We start from the raw sequence: 17,930 nt of genomic DNA, 5'->3' as shown, positions 1-17,930 counted from the left end.
CCGGGTACGACACCCGCTGGGTGGCCCGCTTCGTCAGCGCCTACGCGAACAGCGACGCGTCGACCGGCGAGGCGCTGTTCGGCGCGGCGCTGGCCGACGGGCAACTGCCGGAGTGCCTGCTGACGCTGGCGGGCTCGGCCGTCGCAACCCTGCGCCGCCGCGCGGGTTAGGCAGGCATGCTCGACAAGGTCCGCAAGCTGCTGGCGAAGGCCGAGGACCCGGCGTGCTCACCGGCCGAGGCCGAGGCGCTGACGGCGAAGGCCACGGAACTGATCGCGAAGTACGGCGTCGACCAGGCGCTGCTCGCGGCCCGCGACCCGGCCCGCGACCCGGTGGTGGACCGCCTGATCGAGGTGCCGTCGCCGTACGCCACGGACAAGGCGGGCCTGCTGGTCGGCGTCGCGATCCCGCTGCGCTGCCGGACGATCCGGCTGTCCCGGGCGGGCTCGATCGCGGTGCACCTGTTCGGCTTCGACAGCGACGTGACGCGCGCGGACCTGCTCTACACGTCGCTGCTGGTCCAGGCCGCACACGGCCTGGCGGCGACGCCGATCCCGTGGGGCCAGCACCCGGCCGCGTTCCGGCGGTCCTGGCTGGCGGGCTTCGCGGCGGCGGTGTCCACGCGACTGCGCGCCGCCGAGTCCGCGGCTTCCTCGGGCGTACCGTCGATGGACCTGGTCCTGGCCGACCGTTCCGGCGCGGTCGAGCGCCGGCGCGACGAGGCTTATCCCACCGCGCGCCTGGCCCGCCCGCGGCGGCTGAGCGGTGACGGCGGCGCGTCGGGCTACGCGGCTGGCACCGCCGCCGACCTCGGCGGCGGCGCGCACGTCGGCGCACCCGCCCGCGATGCGCTGACATGAAGCGGGCGGTCGACGACAACCTGGCGTGGCACGCGTCCCACCTGCACGGTTCGACGCCCGGGATGCGCGTGCTCGCATCGGGCGACGTGCTGGTCTGTGACAGCGGCCTGGCCGACGACACGTTCAACATCGTGGCCGCGGCCCGGTTCGGCGACGCTCGACACCGCATCGCGGCGACCCTCGATCTCGTCCGGGCGGCCGGGCGGCCGTTCACGTGGTGGGTCGGCCCGAGCTCGACACCGGCGGACCTGTCGGACCGTTTGCTGGCCGCGGGCCTGCCGGTCGGCGAGCGCGAACTCGCGATGTGGTGCCGCACCGGCCCGCGCCAGATCGACCGCCCGGTCCGGGTGGCGGCGACGCCCGCTGACCTGGCTGACTGGGCATCGGTGGTGGCGGCGAACTGGTCACCACCAGCGCCGACGGTCGTGGAGTTCTTCGAGCGCGCGGCGGCCTCGGCGTTGGACAGCTCGTCCCGCTACCTGATCGGCTACGCGGACGGGCAGCCGGTCGCGGCGGCGGAGCTCTGCTACGGCGGCGGCGCAGCAGGCTTCTACAACGTCTGCACCCTGGCGACCGCGCGGCGCCAGGGTTGGGCGACCGCGCTGCTCTCCTTCGGCCTGCAACTGGCGGCGACCGAGGGTCACGAAACAGCGATCTTGCAGGCGGCCCACGCCGCGGTCGGGCTTTACACAGGCCTGGGCTTCGAGCCCTGCGGAGACGTGGTCGAGCACGCGATCCGGAGCTGACCGTCACGAGGCGCCGAGGGCGATCAAGGAGAGGCCGACCACGATCATGGCGGCCAGGAACACTGCGATGCCGCCGAGGATGCGGCGGATGCTGCCGTTGTGGCTCAAGGGGGCGGTCGCCTCCGGGTGGCCGAGGGCCAGCATGCGGCCGCGTTCCACCAGCACCCGGTCCCGCCAGCGGACCGCGTGCGATCCACCCAGGATGGGGGCGCACGTGGGGCCGTCCGCGACCCGGGCGACGCCCACCGCGCTGGCCGTCGGGGCCGCGGCGGGGTCGGGTGCCGGCGCCGGGCCTGACCGGACCACGCCGCGGCTCAGTTCCACCGCGAGTCGGGCCTGGGCGCGTTGCAGGCGGCGGACCGCACGGCGGGCCTTCACGCCGCCCCGGCCGTACGCGTACCGCCGCGCCCCCGCCCGCAGATGACCATGGCCCAACACCCGCAGCTCGTCCTCGGTCGCGATCCGGCGGTCGCCCAGTGCCGCCAGTTGCCCCATGTAGTAGTCCGCCTCCCGATGTCGCACCCCGCGGACCAGCAGCAGGATCATCAGCAGCGGCGGGATGCCCTTGACGAACAGGTCGCCGAAGATGCCCGCCCCGCCGCCCAGGCTTAGCAACGGGGAGTTCCACAGGAAGTGGATCGCCATCGCGCCCAGCACCGACAACACCGCCACCGTCACCCGGACCAGCAGTGAGCGGTCCGTGCGCACCGCCAGGTAGCCGATCCCGGCCCCGGCCAGCGCGCCGAACAGCGTGTGGCTCCACAAGCCCGCCAGGAAGCCCCGGAGCAGGAACGTGGCTATCACCGGAGCCACCTGGTCGCCCCGGCCCGCCACCGCCACCGCGTTGACCGCGTAGACCACGTCCTCGACCACCTGGAAGCCCAGGCCCACCAGCGAGCCGTAGACCACGCCGTCCAGGACGCTGTTGACCTGGGCCCGGGCGACCAGGACGATCGCGACGATGCCGAGGGCCTTGGCGATCTCCTCGACCGTCGGGCCGGCCAGGGCGGAACCCCACTCGGCGGCCAGGCCCGGTGACGCCAGCTTGGCGACCAGGTTGTGCACCGCCGCGTTGCCCCGGATCGAGATCGACGTGGCGACCAGCCCGCCCCAGGCGAACGCCGTGGCCAGCAGCAGCGGTGGCTCGCGTTCCAAGTAGTCCAGGGCCGCCACGAAGACGCAGAACGGGACCGCGTAGAGGCCGAACAGCACCAGCGCCAGCAGGGTGGCGGTGGGGTACGCGGCGAACGAGTCGCGGACGAACAGGGCCACCCGGACCGCACCGCCCGCGATCAGCATCAGCACGACCCAGAACGCCGGCAGCAACAGCGACTTGCCGGGGTGCGCCCATTCGGGCGTGGGGTGCACCGGCTCCCGCCGGCGCGGGGCCGTCGGGAGGGTCTGTGTCATGCGGTGCCGCCGCGGTAGGCGATCGTCCGCGTGCTCGCCTCGATCGCCGGCAGGGCGCCGCTCAGGGCCGGCGCGCTGCCGGCCGCGGTCACCTCGATCGCCACGCCGCCGGCACGGAAGACCAGGTAACGACCGGCCCGGCCCGGGGCGGCGTAGGTGCCCTGCAGCCCGTTCAGGCCGCTGGCCGTGCGGACCGGGAACTCCTTGCCGGTGATCTCGTGGCCGCGTACCCCCGTGATCTTGCGGCGGAGCCGGGCGTTCGCTTCGGCGAGCGACCCGTCGAACGGCGTGACCACGACGACGTAGCGGACGGTGCCGGTCAGGAAGACGGCGGTGCCGCGGGTGTCGCCGGGTCGGGTGAGCGTGACGTCGAGCCGGGCGCCCGGCGGCGGGGTGACGGTGACACCGCCGCCGACCGGGTACGGGCCGTCGCCGGCGGGGCGCTGCGCGGGCAGGGCGCGGTCGAGGGCGGGCAGCCCGAACGCCAGCCCGGCCACGGTGCACAACACCCCGATGCTGCCGGCGAGGTTCCGCAGCAGCGTGCCGCGTGCCACCCTCATAGAGGGCACGCTACCGACCGACAAGTCGGAATTCCGAGGTTTGTTCGCCTTTACCCGGCGGCGGCCAGCTCCAGCGTCGCCAGGTAGTAAGGGGCGTCGGCGTCATCGATGTCCGTAACCCGCCACGGCGTCCCGGCGACCAGCTCGCGCAGCTCGTCGACCGAGCAGACGAGGTAGTCGAACCAGTCCGTGGTCAGCTCCCGATAGCGCACCCGCAGCCGCAACTGCCCGCCCAGCCGGCCCCGCGCGCGGTTGAGCCGGTGGTAGGCCGTGTGCACCGGGTCCGTGGTGTTGTACGGGTCCGTGCCGTGCGCGATCACCTGTGCGCCGGGCCGGGCCAGCGCGGCGAGGGCGGCCAGGAAGGCCGGCGCCCGGTCGGCACCGCCGATCAGCCCGAGGTTGTTGCCGAGCAGCAGGAACGTGTCGTAGCGGGGTCCGGCGGCGGCGTGCTCGTCGACGGTGGCCAGCACGAGATCGCGTACGCCCCGCCGGCGGCACACCTCGATCGCGCCGGACGAGACGTCGAGCCCGGTCACGGGCACACCGCGCTGCTGCAGCTCCAGGGCGATCCGGCCGGCGCCGACGCCGATGTCGAGCACGCGTCCGCGTACCCGGGAAAGCGCTCTGTGATCGTGGTCCGGCCAGGCCGAAGGCGGGTCGAGGTAGGGGGCGGCGGGCGCGCCGTTGATCAGCCCGTCGTCCCGCTCGATGATCTCGATGACGGGCCGGGGCAACCGCCCACCCGCGAGGGGCCGGGGTCCGACCCCGGTGTGTACGGCCAACGCGTCCCTGACCAGCTCACCGAACGCGTCACCTACAAGGGGTTCCTGCACGTGACCGACCTTAGACACGCATCAGGGGCGGGACCCACACGGTTGGCGTGTGGCTCCCGCCCCTGTCCGACGATCGATCGACCGGGGGGTTAGGTCAGTCGCCCTGGCGCTGCTGGGGAATCTGCCCCTGCAGCAGGGCTCGAACCTCGGATTCACGGTAGCGGCGGTGGCCGCCCAGCGTGCGAATCGCGCTGAGCTTGCCGGCCTTCGCCCACCGGGTCACCGTCTTCGGGTCGACACGGAACATCGACGCGACCTCTGCCGGCGTGAGTAGCGGCTCGGGTTCGTGCGTACGCGATGCCATCGGTCACTCCTCCACAGGTACCTATAGACATCGGCCGGGGTCCCGCCGGCCGACGCGTCTCTCATGGTCCGGCTAGTCCCCGATGTCCGACATGGGCCGAACGGCCGAACGTCCCTGGATGGACGGATGAGCAATGACCGATTTATGGCGTTTTTATATGCCAGAAACCGCCTTATTTGGACTCTACGTCACCGTTCGTGTTCAGGAAAACACGAGAATGGCTCATTCAAGACCACCGATTTGACCCCTAATTACACCGTTCGAGGAGCTGAATCGCGCGCCAACGAGTGACCAAGTTCTCATAGACCTCTGTGGCCCCATCAGCATCACCGCGGGACAAAGCGGCCAGTCCGGCAGCGACCAGACCGGGCGAGTCATCCTCTTCCAAAGTGGTGTCGGAGAGCAGGTCGACGAGGCCGCCGTAGTCGAGCTCGACCACCGAACGCGGGTGGAACTCCTCGAGCCACCGCGCACCCTCCTCGACCGCCTCGGTGATCGGCGCGTCGCCCACCGACTTGCGCAGCACCGACAGCGCCCGGGACGCCCGGCGGCGGGCCTTGGAGATCTCCGTGCGGTAGCGCAGCGACCGGCGGTCCTCGCGCAGCACCAGGTCGCGCTCGCCGAGGTCGACGAAGACGAACCAGCGCAGCGGCACACCCCAGGTCGAGATCTGCTCGTGCACCCGCGGCACGCCGTGCTCCAGCACCCGGGCCCCGCTGCGCCAGTCGTCGACCACCGCGCGGGCCTGGCCGGCGAGCACCGGCGGGACGAACGCGTCGGCGATCACCGACGGCACGCCGTCGCGCGCGCTCAGCGCCGCCTCGGCGACCCGCAGCCGCAGGTTCCAGGGGCAGACGAGCAGCGTGTCGTCGGCCTCCAGCACGTAGGCCTCTTCGGGCAGGTCAGGCAGCCGGGTCCAGCCGGCGCCGAGGCCCTCGATCACGGCCGTGCGTTGGCGGACGGGGCCTTCGGCGGGCGCGACAGCACGGCCTTCCCGCACGTAACGGCGCCAGAAGACCTGACGTTCGCGATCGAATGCGGTCAACGGCTCGTAGACGCGCAGGTAGGAAGCGAACAGCGACGGCACGGCGCGATCCTCCCACGAATTGGCCGCCGTCCGTAACGACGGGGTATCTGGCCAGCGGGTCGTCACCGACTCGCGGCGGCATCGGGTTGCCAACGGGAATATCGTCGTCCCCAGAAACTTCGGCACCACCCCGCCGGAGTGCACAGCGTGCGTGCGGCCCACGAGGACGCGCGGTGACGACAGGAGCAGCGATGGGCGTATTCGCCAGCACGGAAGACCCCGACTCCACCGGCCACGAACAGGTCGTCTTCTGCCAGGACAAGCAGAGCGGCCTGAAGGCGATCATCGGTATCTACTCGACCGCACTGGGCCCCGCGCTCGGCGGCACCCGCTTCTATCCCTACGCCAGCGAGGCCGACGCCCTCCACGACGTGCTGGATCTCTCCCGCGGCATGGCGTACAAGAACGCTCTGGCCGGTCTCGACCTGGGCGGCGGCAAGGCGGTCATCTGGGGTGACCCCGAGAAGGACAAGAGCGAAAGCCTGCTGCGGGCGTACGGGCGGTTCGTCCAGTCCCTCGGCGGCCGCTACTACACGGCGTGCGACGTCGGCACCTATGTCGCCGACATGGACGTGGTGGCCCGGGAGACCCGGTTCGTCACCGGCCGCAGCGTCGAGCACGGCGGCGCCGGCGACTCCTCGGTGCTCACCGCCTGGGGTGTCTTCCAGGGCATGCGGGCGGCGGCCGAGCACGTCTGGGGCAGCCCGACGCTGGCCGGGCGCCGGGTCGGCGTCTCCGGCCTGGGCAAGGTCGGTAAGCACCTCACCGCTCACCTGATCGAGGACGGCGCCTCGGTGGTCGCCACCGACGTCGACCAGCGGGCCATCGACTGGGTCCGGGAGGCCTACCCCCAGGTGGACCTGGTCGACGACGCGGCCGCCATGGTGGCCGCCGACATCGACGTGTACGCCCCCTGTGCGCTCGGTGGCGCCCTGGCCGACGACACCGTTTCGGTGCTGCGGGCCAAGGTGGTCGCCGGTGCCGCCAACAACCAGTTGGCGCACCCGGGCATCGAGAAGCAACTCGCCGACCGGGGGGTGCTCTACGCCCCTGACTACGTGGTCAATGCGGGCGGTGTGATCCAGGTCGCAGATGAGATCGAGGGGTTCAACTTCGAGCGCGCGAAGCTGCGTGCGACGCGGATCTACGACACCACGCGCGAAATCCTCCGGCTCGCGGACGCCGAGGGCGTCCCGCCGGCGGTGGCCGCGGATCGCCTGGCAGAGCGCCGAATGGCGGAGATCGGGCGGCTCCGGACCATCCACCTGGGCTGAGCGGGAAGAGCCCCTTACCGGCCGCGTCGCCGACCGGTAAGGGGCCGTCCGACATTGGCCTGATCAGAAACGTGATCGACGCGCCGACCACGCGGGGCAACCCGAGGTGTCGAACCTGGCCATCCCCATGTACCGTAAGAGCCACGAGAGATGCCTGACGTCATCGGGGCCCGCCTTCGTGCTGCCCCGAATTCTGTGCGAGGGGGTCGAGCCATGGGGCGCGGCCGTGCTAAGGCCAAGCAGACAAAGGTGGCCCGGGAGTTGAAGTATCACTCCCCGAACACCGACCTCGCCGCTTTGCAGCGAGAACTCGGCGGCCACAGCCAGTCGGACCACGACTTCGACGACGACTACAGCAACAGCTATGTCGACGACGAAGACGAGGACGACAACGCAGAAGACGACGCTTCCAACAACTGGTCGTCTCGCTCCCGCTGACCCCCAGGTCACCAACGAGCACGCGGTGTAACCCGCGTGCTCGGCTGTGTCCGAGGGGTCAGCGGGGCCACGCGCGTCAGCGGGGGCGGTTGTTCCAGTTGTAGAACGTCGGGATGTTCTCGAAGTGGTTCCAGGCGCACACCGCACCGCCGGCCGGGTCGGCCGCTTCGGCGCGTAGCTTGCGCGCGTGTTCCGCCTCGGACAGCAGCGCGGTCAGCCCTGCCCGGGCTCCGTTGACGCGCTCCGCCAGGTCATCAGCGTCGGCCTCGGCGCCCTCGGCCTGGTCAGACGGCCGAAGGCTGGTGGTCTCGGGCATGCTGCAACACCCCTTCCAGTAGGCGGATCTTGCTGTTGCGGCAGTGGTCGGTTTCGGTCGTGTCGAACCGGCCGTGTTCGAAATAGCGGTTTGCCGCGTGTGCACCGCCGCAGAAACCGAAGTAGGGGCAGCTCGCTCGGCACGCCTCCACGCCGTCGAGGAACTCGGCGACCCAGGGCGTGCGCCGGTGTGCCCCGGCGATGATCTCGGTAAGGGGTGTCGCGAGGACGTTGCCACTGCTGAAGTCGCCGTGCCGGGCGTCCTGGAACCCGGCCAGCTCCGGAGAGAGCAGCACCACCGAGCCGTCGTAGGCGACGGTGGGAATCGGGTCGAGCTTGCGCGGCAGCACGCTGTCGGCCGTGCCGATCAGCACCGCCTCGGTGTAGCGCAGCGACCACTCGATCTCGCGGACGTGGATCCGCGGGTCCTGGCGCCAGGCGGCGACCAACTCGGCCCAGAAGTCGACGACCTGGCCGGCCGGGTGGGCGTTGCCGCGGGTGTTGGTGCCCTCCGTCTCCTCGATGTTGATGCCGAGCACGTCGCATCCGAGGTCGAGGAAGTAGCGGTAGAGCTCGGCCGCCCGCCCCGGCGCGGGGTCGGAGACCACGCAGAGGGCGGAGAAGCCGATGTCGTGCGCGCGGAGGGTCTCGATGCCACGCATGATCCGGTCGTACGCGGGCCGGCCGCCCCGGGTGACCCGGTCGCCGTTGCGCTCGCGCGGACCGTCGACGCTGACGCTGACCCGGATCTCGTGCTCGGCGAAGAACTCGCACCACGCCGCGTCGATCAGGGTCGCGTTGGTCTGCACGTGGTGCTCGACGCGCGGGTCGAACGGCGCGAGCAGCGCCGCGAAATGGTCGCGGCCGGCGGCCAGCGGCTCCCCGCCGTGCCAGACCACCGAGAACCGGCCGTCGCGGGCCCACTGGTTGGCCGGCCCGGCGACCGCGGCCGCCACATCGACCGGCATCTTCCGATCGGCTGACCGGAAGGGCAGGTAGCAGTAGGCGCAGTCGAGGTTGCACAGCGTCGTGGGCTGCATAACCACGTAGGAAGGCACGGGGGCGATGCCGCGCATACCGGTGAACTGGGCCCGCCGGACAACCACCCGCCCTCCTCTCCCCGTCGAGGTGCCGAGGCAGGACTTTAGGTTAGGCGGCGGTGGCCAATCGGGTAAGACCCAATCAGGTAGGCGAACGATCACACCGGCCCGGCAGGTCAGCCGCGCGTGTGCTGGCCGATCATCTGAACGGTCCCCGTGCCCTCGATGATCTCGCCCGCCTGCCACGCGTCGATGCCGCGCCCGGCGAGGAAGGCGAGGGCCCGGTCGGCGTCCTCGGCGGAGACGATCGCGAACATGCCGACGCCCATGTTGAACGTCGACTCCATCTCCGGGTCCTCGATGCGGCCCTTGGACTGCACGAGGTCGAAGATCGGCTGCGGCTTCCAGGTCGACCGGTTGACCACCGCGTCGACGTGCTCCGGGAGCACCCGCACGAGGTTGCCCGGGATGCCGCCGCCGGTGACGTGGGCCAGCGCCCGCACCTCGGCCTCTTCGATCAGCTTGAGGCAGTCGCGGGCGTAGATCTTGGTCGGCGTCAACAGCTCCTCACCGAGGGTGCGCTGCTTGCCGAAGTCGTCGACCACCGTGTCGAGCCGCATCCGCCCGGCGCCGAGCAGCACGTGGCGGACCAGCGAGTAGCCGTTGGAGTGCAGGCCCGACGAGCGCATCGCGATGACGACGTCGCCGACCTCGACCCGGTCGCGGCCGAGGATCTCGCTCTCCTCCACCACGCCGACGCCGGTGGCGGACAGGTCATATTCGTCGGGGCGCAGGACGCCCGGGTGCTCGGCCGTCTCGCCGCCGAGCAGCGCGCAGCCGGCGTAGCGGCAGCCGTCGGAGATGCCGGCGCCGATCTCGGCGACCTTGTCGGGCACGACCTCGCCGCAGGCGATGTAGTCGAGCAGGAACAGCGGCTCGGCGCCGCAGGCCACCAGGTCGTCGACGACCATCGCGACCAGGTCGATGCCGACCGTGTCGTGGATGTCGAGCTGCTGCGCGATCACCAGCTTGGTGCCGACGCCGTCGGTCGACGAGGCGAGGATCGGGTTCTTGTAGCGCTTGGTGTCGAGCCGGAACAGGCCGGCGAAGCCACCGAGGTCACCGAGGACCTCCGGCCGCTGCGCCCGGGCCACCTTGCTCTTGAGCAGCTCGACCGCGCGCTCGCCGGCGTGGATAGAGACGCCGGCGTCGGCGTACGTCACTGTGCGCTTGCGACTGGACCGTCCCGCGCCGGCCGTCCACGGCTGCATACCGTCGGAGCCCGAGGTGTTGGCCGGGCCGCCGCCCCGCTCAGTAACGTGCGTCACGATTTCTCCCTTTAACGCCTGACGCGCGGTGTCTCGGTGGAGACGCCGGCTAGGAACGGTGCGTGCCGCCGCCGTTGGAGCTGGCCGCCAGCCGCTGCGCGACCAACTGGTCGCTCGCCGCCGGACGCTCGGCTCCGCCATCGTTGCGCTGCTCGGCATCGGCGTCGACCCGGCGGGCGACCCCTTCGAGCACGTGCTTGCCGATCAGGTTGCCGGCCGGCAGCGGGATCGGGTATTCCCCGTCGAAACACGCGCGGCACAAGCGCGTCTTCGGCTGCTCGGTCGCGGCCACCAGACCGCCGAGTGATACGTATCCCAACGTGTCGGCACCGATCGAACGCCGGATGCCGTCGTTGTCGAGGCCGTTGGCCAGCAGCTCCGCCCGGGTCGCGAAGTCGATCCCGTAGAAGCACGGCCAGTTGACCGGCGGCGAGGAGATGCGCACGTGCACCTCGAGCGCGCCGGCCTCGCGGAGCATCCGGACGATCGCCCGCTGTGTGTTGCCCCGCACGATGGAGTCGTCGACCACCACGATCCGCTTGCCGCGGACGTTTTCCCGCAGTGGGTTGAGCTTGAGCCGGATGCCCAGCTGGCGCAGGGTCTGCGACGGCTGGATGAAGGTGCGCCCGACGTAGGCGTTCTTCACCAGGCCCGCGCCGTAGGTGATGCCCGACTCGGCCGCGTAGCCGATCGCGGCCGGCGTGCCCGACTCGGGCACCGGGATCACCATGTCGGCCTCGACCGGGTGCTCCTTGGCCAGCTGGCGGCCGATCTGCACCCGGGCGGCGTGCACGTTGCGCCCGGCGATCGTGGTGTCGGGCCGCGCGATGTAGACGTATTCGAAGAGGCAGCCCTTGGGCTCGGGGACGGCGAACCGCGACGAGCGCAGCCCGTCCTCGTCGATCGCGAGCAGCTCGCCCGGCTCGACCTCGCGGACGAAGCTCGCGCCGACGATGTCGAGCGCCGCCGTCTCACTGGCCACCACCCAGCCCCGCTCGAGCCGGCCGAGCACCAGCGGGCGCACGCCGTGGGCGTCGCGCGCCGCGTAGAGCGTGGTCTCGTCCATGAACACGAAGCTGAACGCGCCGCGCAGCGTCGGCAGCACCTCGAGCGCGGCGGCCTCGACGGAGAGGTCGGGCCGGCCGGTGAGCAGCGCCGTCACCATCGCGGTGTCGGAGGTGGTGGCGGGGTCGGTGTGCAGGCCGCGGTCGGCGACCTCGCGGGCCAGCTCGGCGGTGTTGACCAGGTTGCCGTTGTGCGCCAGCGCGATGGTCGTGCCGGCGCTGGTGGCGCGGATCGTCGGCTGCGCGTTTTCCCAGGTGGAGCCGCCGGTGGTGGAGTAACGCGTGTGGCCGATGGCGAGGTGGCCGCGCAGGCTGGCCAGGGTCGGCTCGTCGAAGACCTGGGCGACCAGGCCGAGGTCCTTGTAGACCACCACGCCGGAGCCGTCGCTCACGGCGATGCCGGCCGCTTCCTGGCCTCGGTGCTGGAGGGCGTAGAGCCCGAAGTAGGTCAGCTTGGCGACCTCTTCACCCGGCCCCCACACGCCGAAGACACCGCAAGCATCCTGCGGGCCCGGCCGTTGGGGGTCGAGGTCCTGGCTCAACCGGCCGTCGCCTCGGGGCACCTGGCGCTCCTCGCTGCTGATTCTTGGCACGACTTGCTCGCGCCAGTGTACGCGAGTTCCCGCCGGTCACAGCGGGCCACCTTGAGCGCGCTCAGGGTCAGGGAACACCTTCGGGCGACCCGAAATCTGGCCCCTCGGGTAGATATGGGGAAAGATCGGCCCGGATTCCGCTGGCCTTGATCTTGCCGGCGGCCATCGCCTCAGCCCACGACAGGCGACCGGTCGCGAGCAGGATCCACGTCACACCGTCCGTTTCGACCACATTGGAGGGCGTACCTCTGGTATGTCGCGGTCCGGGGATGCATTGCACCGCACCGTAAGGTGGGACGCGCACCTCGACCGAGCGGCCGGGAACCCGCTGGGCGAGGTCGGTCAGCAGCGCACGCACAGCGTCACGGAGAGTGGTCTTCTCGGGGCTTCCCCCGGCGTCGAGGGCGGCTAGGGCAGCCGCGACCGCGGGTGACTTATTGTGCGCAGGGGACATGACGGGACGATACGACCTTCTTGCGTCCTAGTTCCTTCGGCCCCTGGGTCGCGCTGACCCCGTCGGGCAAGGCATAGTGACCGACGGTGTACTCGTTCGGGGGTGAGACCGGAAGGCGGTGGACGTGACAACACACCGACGAGCCTGGCGCGTACGGGCCGGTGTGGTCGTGGCGCTGAGTGCTGGCGCACTGGTCACCTTTTTTCCAAGCCCCGCACAGGCGGCACCACCGACGGTGTCGATCAGCGTCTCCAACGGCTCGCTATCTCCTGGTGAGAACGCGAACGTACGGATCAGCATCAAGAACAACAACCCGTCGGACAACCCTGGCAACAACCGCCAGACGGCCACGGTCCGGGTGACGACCAGCTTCGGCGAGCTCAGCTGCAGCCAGAACTGCGACGGCGACATCGACATCAACGCCGGTGACACGGAAGAGGTCACGGCGCGGGTGACCGCCGGCAACGTCCCTGACGGCCAGACCAAGGCCGGCCAGGTGATCGTGCAGGTCTCGATCAACGGCGAGAACGCCCAGGCGACGCGCGACATGACGGTGCGCGGCAAGCAGGTGCAGGCGCCGCCGCCGACCGAGACGGTCAAGACGATCAGCGGCAAGGTCATCAACCAGGCCGACGGCAAACCGGTCAACGGTGCCTACGTCGCGCTCAGCGACGGCAACTCCCAGACCCACGAGACGATCGCCAGCTCGAACGGCACCTTCCGCTTCAACGGCTCGGAGCGGAACCCGATCGCGCCCGGGCGCATCACCATCGGCGCGTCGAAGGACGAGATCAAGGTCACCAAGGCGATCACCGTCAACGCGGGCCAGAGCAGCACCGGCGTCACGCTGAGTCTGCAGCTCACCGCCGCGGCGAGCCCGAGCGGCACCCCGGTGCCGACCGAAGAGGCGCCGCTCGACGACGAGCTCACCGACGAGCCGAGCGACTCCGCGATCGCGGCCAACCCGGCCGGCAACACGGATGAGGGCGGCGGCTTCGGCAACTGGCTGGTCGTGCTCGGCGGCGGCCTGCTGGTCGCGTTCGGCGTCGGCGGCATCGTCTGGGTGATGCTGCGCCGCAAGGAGAACGACGACCCGGACGACGCGACCTCGACCACGGGTGTACGCCCGGCGGCGCCGATGGGTGGCGCGGCCGCGTACCGCGGCGGTGGAAACGACGCGACCCGGATCGCCGGGCCCGGCGGCGGCCCGATGGCCGACGCACCGACGATGCTGCACAGTCGCGCGCCGATGGACGAGTTCCCCGACCCCTACGGCGCACCGATGCCCGCGCAGGCACCGACCTACGGGCAACAGCAGCCCGGTTGGGACGCCGGCGGCGCCGGTGGTTACGGCGCCAGCCAGCCCACCCAGGTCGGCGGCTACGACCAGGCCACGCAGATGTACGGCGGTGCGGCACCCACCCAGTTCGGCAACGCGCCGGGTTCGGGTGGCGGCTACGGCGCCGGCGGTGGCTACGGTGACGCGCCCGGCTCGGGTGCCGGCGGATACGGCGGGGCCCCGGCCTCGGGCGGCGGCTACGGTGCCGGCCCGGCCGGTTATCCGCAGTCCGGTGGCGGTGGCTACGGCGACCAGCGGTTCGACGAGCCGACGGGTCGCTACGAGCCGGCCTCCGGTGGCGACGGCTACGGCGGTCGCGACAACGGCTACGGCGGCGGTGCCGGCAACAGCGGCTACGGCGCCGGTGGCGGCAACAACGGCTACGGCGGCGCACCCGCCTCGGGCGGCGGTTACGGCGACGACCGCGGCTACGGTGCCGAGCCCAACGGCTACGACCAGGGCGGCGCCAACGGCTACGGCAGCGCTCCGCGCGGCGGCTACGACCAGCAGGGTCGTGGCGGCTACGAGGGCGGCGGCTACGGCGGCCAGCAGGGTGGCGGCTACGACGACACCCGCGGTTACCCGGCCGGCGGCGGCGACTACGGCCGCGGCGGTGGCTACGAGGGCGGCGGCTACGACCGGGTGCCCGAGCAGCGCGGCGGCGGCGCGTACGGCGGCAACCAGAACGCCGGCTACGACGACCGCGGTGACTACTACGACGGTCAGGGCCAGCAGAACAACGGCGGCGAGGGCCGCGCCCGGCACGGCGGCGGCGGTGGTCGTGGTGGCGACCGGCGCGAGCTGGGCTGGCTGGACGACTGAGCAACAGCAACACGAAGAAGGGGGCCGCTAGCGCGGCCCCCTTCTTCGTATCTGTCGATCAGCCGAACAGCGCCGGCATCGTCGCGGTGTGCGCCTCGCGCAACTCCTCGAGCGGCACCGAGAACTGGCCGCGGATGTCCAGCGCCGCGTTCTGGCCGTCGGTGACGCCGATCGGGGTCCACGGCACGCCCTGCTCCGCGCAGAGCCCCGTGAACGCCTTCTCGTGCCCGCGCGGCACGGACACCACGGCCCGCCCGGCGGACTCGCTGAACAGGTAGACGAACGGCATCGAGCCCGCCGAGAACTCCTCGGGCAGCGCGATCCGGGCGCCGACGCCGTTGCGCAGGCACGCCTCGACCAGAGCCTGGGCGAGACCGCCGTCGGAGACGTCGTGGGCCGCACTCAGGTGCCCGACCCGGGCCGCCTCGGCCAGGACCTGGGCCAACGCCTGCTCCTTGGCCAGGTCGACCTTGGGCGGAACGCCGCCGAGGTGCTCGTGGGTCACCCAGGCCCACTCGGAGCCGGACAGCTCGTTGGCCGTCTCGCCGAGCAGGAAGATGAGGTCACCGTCGCCGGTCGGCGGCTTGGCGAAGCCGATCGGCACCCGGTCGGCCACGTTGTCGATCACACCGAGCACGCCGACCACCGGGGTCGGGTGGATCGCGGCGGCGCCGGTCTGGTTGTAGAAGCTGACGTTGCCGCCGGTCACCGGGATGCCCAGCTCGAGGCAGCCGTCGGCCAGGCCGCGGACGGCCTCGGCGAACTGCCACATGACCGCCGGGTCCTCGGGCGAGCCGAAGTTGAGGCAGTTGGTCACCGCGACCGGCTTGGCGCCGGTGACGGCCACGTTGCGGTAGCTCTCGGCCAGCGCCAGCTTGGCGCCGTTGTACGGGTCGAGCCGGGCGAACCGGCCGTTGCCGTCGACCGACAGCGCGACGCCGAGCCCGCTGTTCTCGTCGACCCGGATCACGCCGGCGTCCTCCGGCTGGGCGAGCACGGTGTTGCCGAGCACATAGCGGTCGTACTGCTCGGTGACCCACGACTTGTCGCACAGGTTGGGCGAGCCGACCATCCGCAGCAGGGTCGCCTTCAGGTCGTCCGGCGTCGCCGGCCGCGGCAGGGTCTCGGCCCGGTCGGCCTGCAGCAGGATCAGGTCGGCAGGCTCGCGCATCGGGCGGGCGTAGACCGGGCCGTCGTCGGCGAGCGACGCCGGCGGCACGTCGACGACCAGGTGGTCGCGCCAGGTGATCCGGAGCCGGCCCGGCAGGCCGCTGACCTCTGACGGGGTGACCTCGCCGATCGCGGTCGCGAGCACGCCCCACTTCTCCGCCACGCCGAGCACCGCGTCGAGCTGCTCGGGCTTGACGATCAGCAGCATCCGCTCCTGCGACTCGCTGGCCAGGATCTCGTGCGGCTCCATCGAGGGCTCGCGCAGCGGCACCCGCTCCAGCCACACCCGCATGCCGGTGCCGGCGGCGGCCGCCGTCTCGGTCAGCGCGCAGGTCAGGCCGGCCCCGCCGAGGTCCTGGATGCCCACGACCAGATCGGCGTCGTAGAGCTCCAGGCAGGCCTCGATCAGCAGCTTCTCGGTGAACGGGTCGCCGACCTGCACCGACGGGCGGCGCGCGTGGCTGCCGTCGTCGAAGGTCGCGCTGGCCAGCACGGACACGCCGCCGATGCCGTCGCGGCCGGTCTTGGCGCCCATCAGCACCACGATGTTGCCGGGACCGGCGGCGTCCTTCTTCTGCAGGCGGTCGACCGGCAGCACGCCCACGCAGAGCGCGTTGACCAGCGGGTTGCCCTGATAGGTGGGGTCGAACACGACCTCGCCACCGACGTTGGGCAGGCCGAGGCAGTTGCCGTAGCCGCCGATGCCGGCGACCACGCCGGGCAGCACGCGGGCGGTGTCCTCGTGGTCGGCCGCGCCGAACCGCAGCGGGTCCATCACGGCGACCGGCCGGGCGCCCATCGCGAGGATGTCGCGGACGATGCCGCCGACGCCCGTCGCGGCGCCCTGGTAGGGCTCGACGAAGCTCGGGTGGTTGTGCGACTCGACCTTGAAGGTCACCGCCAGCTCGTCGTTGATCTTGATGACGCCGGCGTTCTCGCCGATGCCCGCGAGCATCCGGTCGCTGGGCGGCTGCTTCTCGCCGAACTGGCGCAGGTGCACCTTGCTCGACTTGTAGGAGCAGTGCTCGCTCCACATGATCGAGTACATCGCCAGCTCGGACTGGGTCGGCCGGCGGTCGAGGATGCCGCGGATCCGCTCGTATTCGTCGTCGCGGAGGCCGAGCTCGGCGAACGGCTGCAGCTCGTCAGCGGTGGCACCGGCCCGCTCGACCGTGTCGGGGTCGTCCGGGCCGCCAAAAGCCGCCGCCCGTTCCGGAAGTGCTGCCTCGCTCGACGCTGTGTCGGGCTGAGTTGTCATGCCGAGGCCCCCGCCAAGTGCTTGAGAATCGAGGTGAAGAAGCCCAACCCGTCGAGCGACGGACCGGTCAGTGCCTCGATCGCGTGCTCGGGGTGGGGCATGAGCCCGACGACGTTGCCGGCCTCGTTGGTGACCCCGGCGATGTCGCGCTCGGAGCCGTTGGGGTTGCCGCGCAGGTAGGTCGCCACGATCCGGCCGTTGGCGGCCAACTCGTCGAGCGTCGCCTGGTCGGCCACGTATCGGCCCTCGCCGCTCTTGAGCGGCACCAGGATCTCCTGGTCGGTCTCGAACGAGTTGGTCCACGCGGTGTTGCTGGCGTGGACGCGCAGCCACTGGTCACGGTTGCGGAAGTGGAGGTGGCTGTTGCGGGTGAGGGCACCCGGCAACAGGTGCGCCTCGCAGAGGATCTGGAAGCCGTTGCAGATGCCGAGCACCGGGAGGCCGGCGCGGGCACCGTCGACGATCGACTCCATCACGGGCGCGAACCGGGCGATCGCGCCGGTGCGCAGGTAGTCGCCGTAGGAGAAGCCGCCGGGCAGCACCACGGCGTCGACGCCGTGCAGGTCACGGTCGCCGTGCCACAGCCGCACCGCCTCGCCGCCGGAGACCCGCACGGCGCGGGCGGCGTCGCCGTCGTCCAGCGAGCCCGGGAACGTCACGACACCGACGCGGGCACTCATGACGGCTCACCCGCCGGGACGGCCTCCTCGGCGACCTCCTGGATCGTGAAATCCTCGATCACCGGGTTGGCGAGCAGCTTGTCGGCGATCTCGCGGACCCGTTCCGGGTCGGCGGCACCGGTGAACTCGATCTCGATGCGGCGGCCGATGCGCACGGAGGAGACATCGCTGATGCCGAGCCGTGGCAGCGCGTTGGCGACCGCCTGGCCCTGCGGATCGAGGATCTCCGGCTTGAGCATGACGTCGACGACGACGCGAGCCACTGGGCACTCCTGACTTTCGTACGCGGTAAGCGCGCCAAGAGTACCCGGTAGATAGACGTTGACCGGCACCCGCCCACGCCGTGGAACAGGCA

The 17,930-nt window shown here is 71.4% G+C and carries 17 protein-coding genes and 1 pseudogene; 5 read left to right on the top strand and 13 right to left on the bottom strand.

Going from position 1 to position 17,930, the window contains the following annotated elements; genetic code table 11:
* Positions 1 to 176 precede the first annotated feature (176 nt).
* Both Air01nite_RS34960 and Air01nite_RS34955 read left to right on the top strand, forming a co-directional pair.
* The gene (locus Air01nite_RS34960) at positions 177 to 860 is read left to right on the top strand and encodes a DUF2786 domain-containing protein (protein WP_203707657.1); all 684 of its coding nucleotides are present in this window, start codon (positions 177 to 179) and stop codon (positions 858 to 860) included.
* Positions 857 to 1,606 (top strand): GNAT family N-acetyltransferase, encoded by a 750-nt coding sequence (locus Air01nite_RS34955; RefSeq protein WP_203707656.1) that lies wholly within the window; start codon positions 857 to 859, stop codon positions 1,604 to 1,606. The genes Air01nite_RS34960 and Air01nite_RS34955 overlap by 4 nt, the downstream gene beginning before the upstream one ends.
* Positions 1,607 to 1,609: 3 nt before the next feature.
* Here the strand turns inward: Air01nite_RS34955 and Air01nite_RS41705 are convergent, their stop codons facing one another.
* The 5 genes from Air01nite_RS41705 to Air01nite_RS34930 form a co-directional block, all read right to left on the bottom strand.
* Complete coding sequence (locus Air01nite_RS41705; protein ID WP_203707655.1) at positions 1,610 to 3,016, bottom strand: PrsW family intramembrane metalloprotease; 1,407 nt, start codon at positions 3,014 to 3,016, stop codon at positions 1,610 to 1,612.
* A complete protein-coding gene (locus Air01nite_RS34945; protein WP_203707654.1) occupies positions 3,013 to 3,576 on the bottom strand; it encodes a hypothetical protein in 564 nt (187 codons plus the stop codon). The genes Air01nite_RS41705 and Air01nite_RS34945 overlap by 4 nt, the downstream gene beginning before the upstream one ends.
* A 50-nt stretch (positions 3,577 to 3,626) precedes the next feature.
* Positions 3,627 to 4,409, bottom strand: a complete 783-nt coding sequence (locus Air01nite_RS34940; RefSeq protein WP_203707653.1) for a class I SAM-dependent methyltransferase — start codon at positions 4,407 to 4,409, stop codon at positions 3,627 to 3,629.
* A 94-nt stretch (positions 4,410 to 4,503) separates the two neighbouring features.
* On the bottom strand, positions 4,504 to 4,713 hold the full coding sequence (locus Air01nite_RS34935) for a BldC family transcriptional regulator (protein WP_007073996.1): 210 nt from the start codon (positions 4,711 to 4,713) through the stop codon (positions 4,504 to 4,506).
* A 247-nt stretch (positions 4,714 to 4,960) separates the two neighbouring features.
* Positions 4,961 to 5,800, bottom strand: a complete 840-nt coding sequence (locus tag Air01nite_RS34930; RefSeq protein WP_203707652.1) for a DUF8083 family protein — start codon at positions 5,798 to 5,800, stop codon at positions 4,961 to 4,963.
* 191 nt (positions 5,801 to 5,991) lie between these two features.
* On the opposite strand from Air01nite_RS34930, the gene Air01nite_RS34925 reads away from it, so the two are divergent.
* Both Air01nite_RS34925 and Air01nite_RS34920 read left to right on the top strand, forming a co-directional pair.
* Complete coding sequence (locus tag Air01nite_RS34925; protein ID WP_203707651.1) at positions 5,992 to 7,074, top strand: Leu/Phe/Val dehydrogenase; 1,083 nt, start codon at positions 5,992 to 5,994, stop codon at positions 7,072 to 7,074.
* 213 nt (positions 7,075 to 7,287) lie between these two features.
* Entirely contained in the window at positions 7,288 to 7,512 is a 225-nt protein-coding gene (locus tag Air01nite_RS34920) for a DUF3073 domain-containing protein (RefSeq protein ID WP_203707650.1), read from the top strand.
* Between the two features lie 76 nt (positions 7,513 to 7,588).
* Here the strand turns inward: Air01nite_RS34920 and amcA are convergent, their stop codons facing one another.
* The 5 genes from amcA to Air01nite_RS34895 form a co-directional block, all read right to left on the bottom strand.
* Complete coding sequence (amcA, locus tag Air01nite_RS34915; protein WP_203707649.1) at positions 7,589 to 7,828, bottom strand: multiple cyclophane-containing RiPP AmcA; 240 nt, start codon at positions 7,826 to 7,828, stop codon at positions 7,589 to 7,591.
* Positions 7,797 to 8,903, bottom strand: coding sequence for a cyclophane-forming radical SAM peptide maturase AmcB (gene amcB, locus Air01nite_RS34910; protein ID WP_203707664.1), 1,107 nt, complete (start codon positions 8,901 to 8,903; stop codon positions 7,797 to 7,799). The genes amcA and amcB overlap by 32 nt, the downstream gene beginning before the upstream one ends.
* Before the next feature lie 140 nt (positions 8,904 to 9,043).
* Positions 9,044 to 10,195, bottom strand: coding sequence for a phosphoribosylformylglycinamidine cyclo-ligase (purM, locus tag Air01nite_RS34905; protein ID WP_203707648.1), 1,152 nt, complete (start codon positions 10,193 to 10,195; stop codon positions 9,044 to 9,046).
* A gap of 49 nt (positions 10,196 to 10,244) precedes the next feature.
* Complete coding sequence (gene purF, locus Air01nite_RS34900) at positions 10,245 to 11,822, bottom strand: amidophosphoribosyltransferase (RefSeq protein WP_239091181.1); 1,578 nt, start codon at positions 11,820 to 11,822, stop codon at positions 10,245 to 10,247.
* A 97-nt stretch (positions 11,823 to 11,919) separates the two neighbouring features.
* On the bottom strand, positions 11,920 to 12,306 hold the full coding sequence (locus Air01nite_RS34895) for a sterol carrier family protein (RefSeq protein ID WP_203707647.1): 387 nt from the start codon (positions 12,304 to 12,306) through the stop codon (positions 11,920 to 11,922).
* Between the two features lie 169 nt (positions 12,307 to 12,475).
* Here Air01nite_RS34895 and Air01nite_RS34890 point away from each other — a divergent pair, with 169 nt between their 5' ends.
* Positions 12,476 to 14,467: a carboxypeptidase-like regulatory domain-containing protein gene (locus Air01nite_RS34890; protein WP_239091180.1), complete on the top strand. Its 1,992-nt coding sequence runs from the start codon at positions 12,476 to 12,478 to the stop codon at positions 14,465 to 14,467.
* A gap of 61 nt (positions 14,468 to 14,528) precedes the next feature.
* On the opposite strand, the pseudogene purL reads toward Air01nite_RS34890, so the two are convergent.
* The 3 genes and pseudogenes from purL to purS form a co-directional block, all read right to left on the bottom strand.
* Positions 14,529 to 16,895 (bottom strand): annotated as a pseudogene (gene purL, locus Air01nite_RS34885) (phosphoribosylformylglycinamidine synthase subunit PurL); the annotation flags it as partial.
* Positions 16,892 to 17,575, bottom strand: coding sequence for a phosphoribosylformylglycinamidine synthase subunit PurQ (gene purQ / locus Air01nite_RS34880; RefSeq protein ID WP_203707645.1), 684 nt, complete (start codon positions 17,573 to 17,575; stop codon positions 16,892 to 16,894). The gene purQ and the pseudogene purL, both read right to left, overlap by 4 nt.
* Positions 17,572 to 17,838, bottom strand: a complete 267-nt coding sequence (gene purS / locus Air01nite_RS34875; protein WP_203707644.1) for a phosphoribosylformylglycinamidine synthase subunit PurS — start codon at positions 17,836 to 17,838, stop codon at positions 17,572 to 17,574. The genes purQ and purS overlap by 4 nt, the downstream gene beginning before the upstream one ends.
* Positions 17,839 to 17,930 lie beyond the last annotated feature (92 nt).

Origin of the sequence: Asanoa iriomotensis, assembly GCF_016862515.1 — a bacterium.
Classification (GTDB): domain Bacteria; phylum Actinomycetota; class Actinomycetes; order Mycobacteriales; family Micromonosporaceae; genus Asanoa; species Asanoa iriomotensis.
The sequence above is the reverse complement of the archived record's forward strand: the minus strand, read 5'-3'. Positions and strand labels throughout refer to the sequence as shown.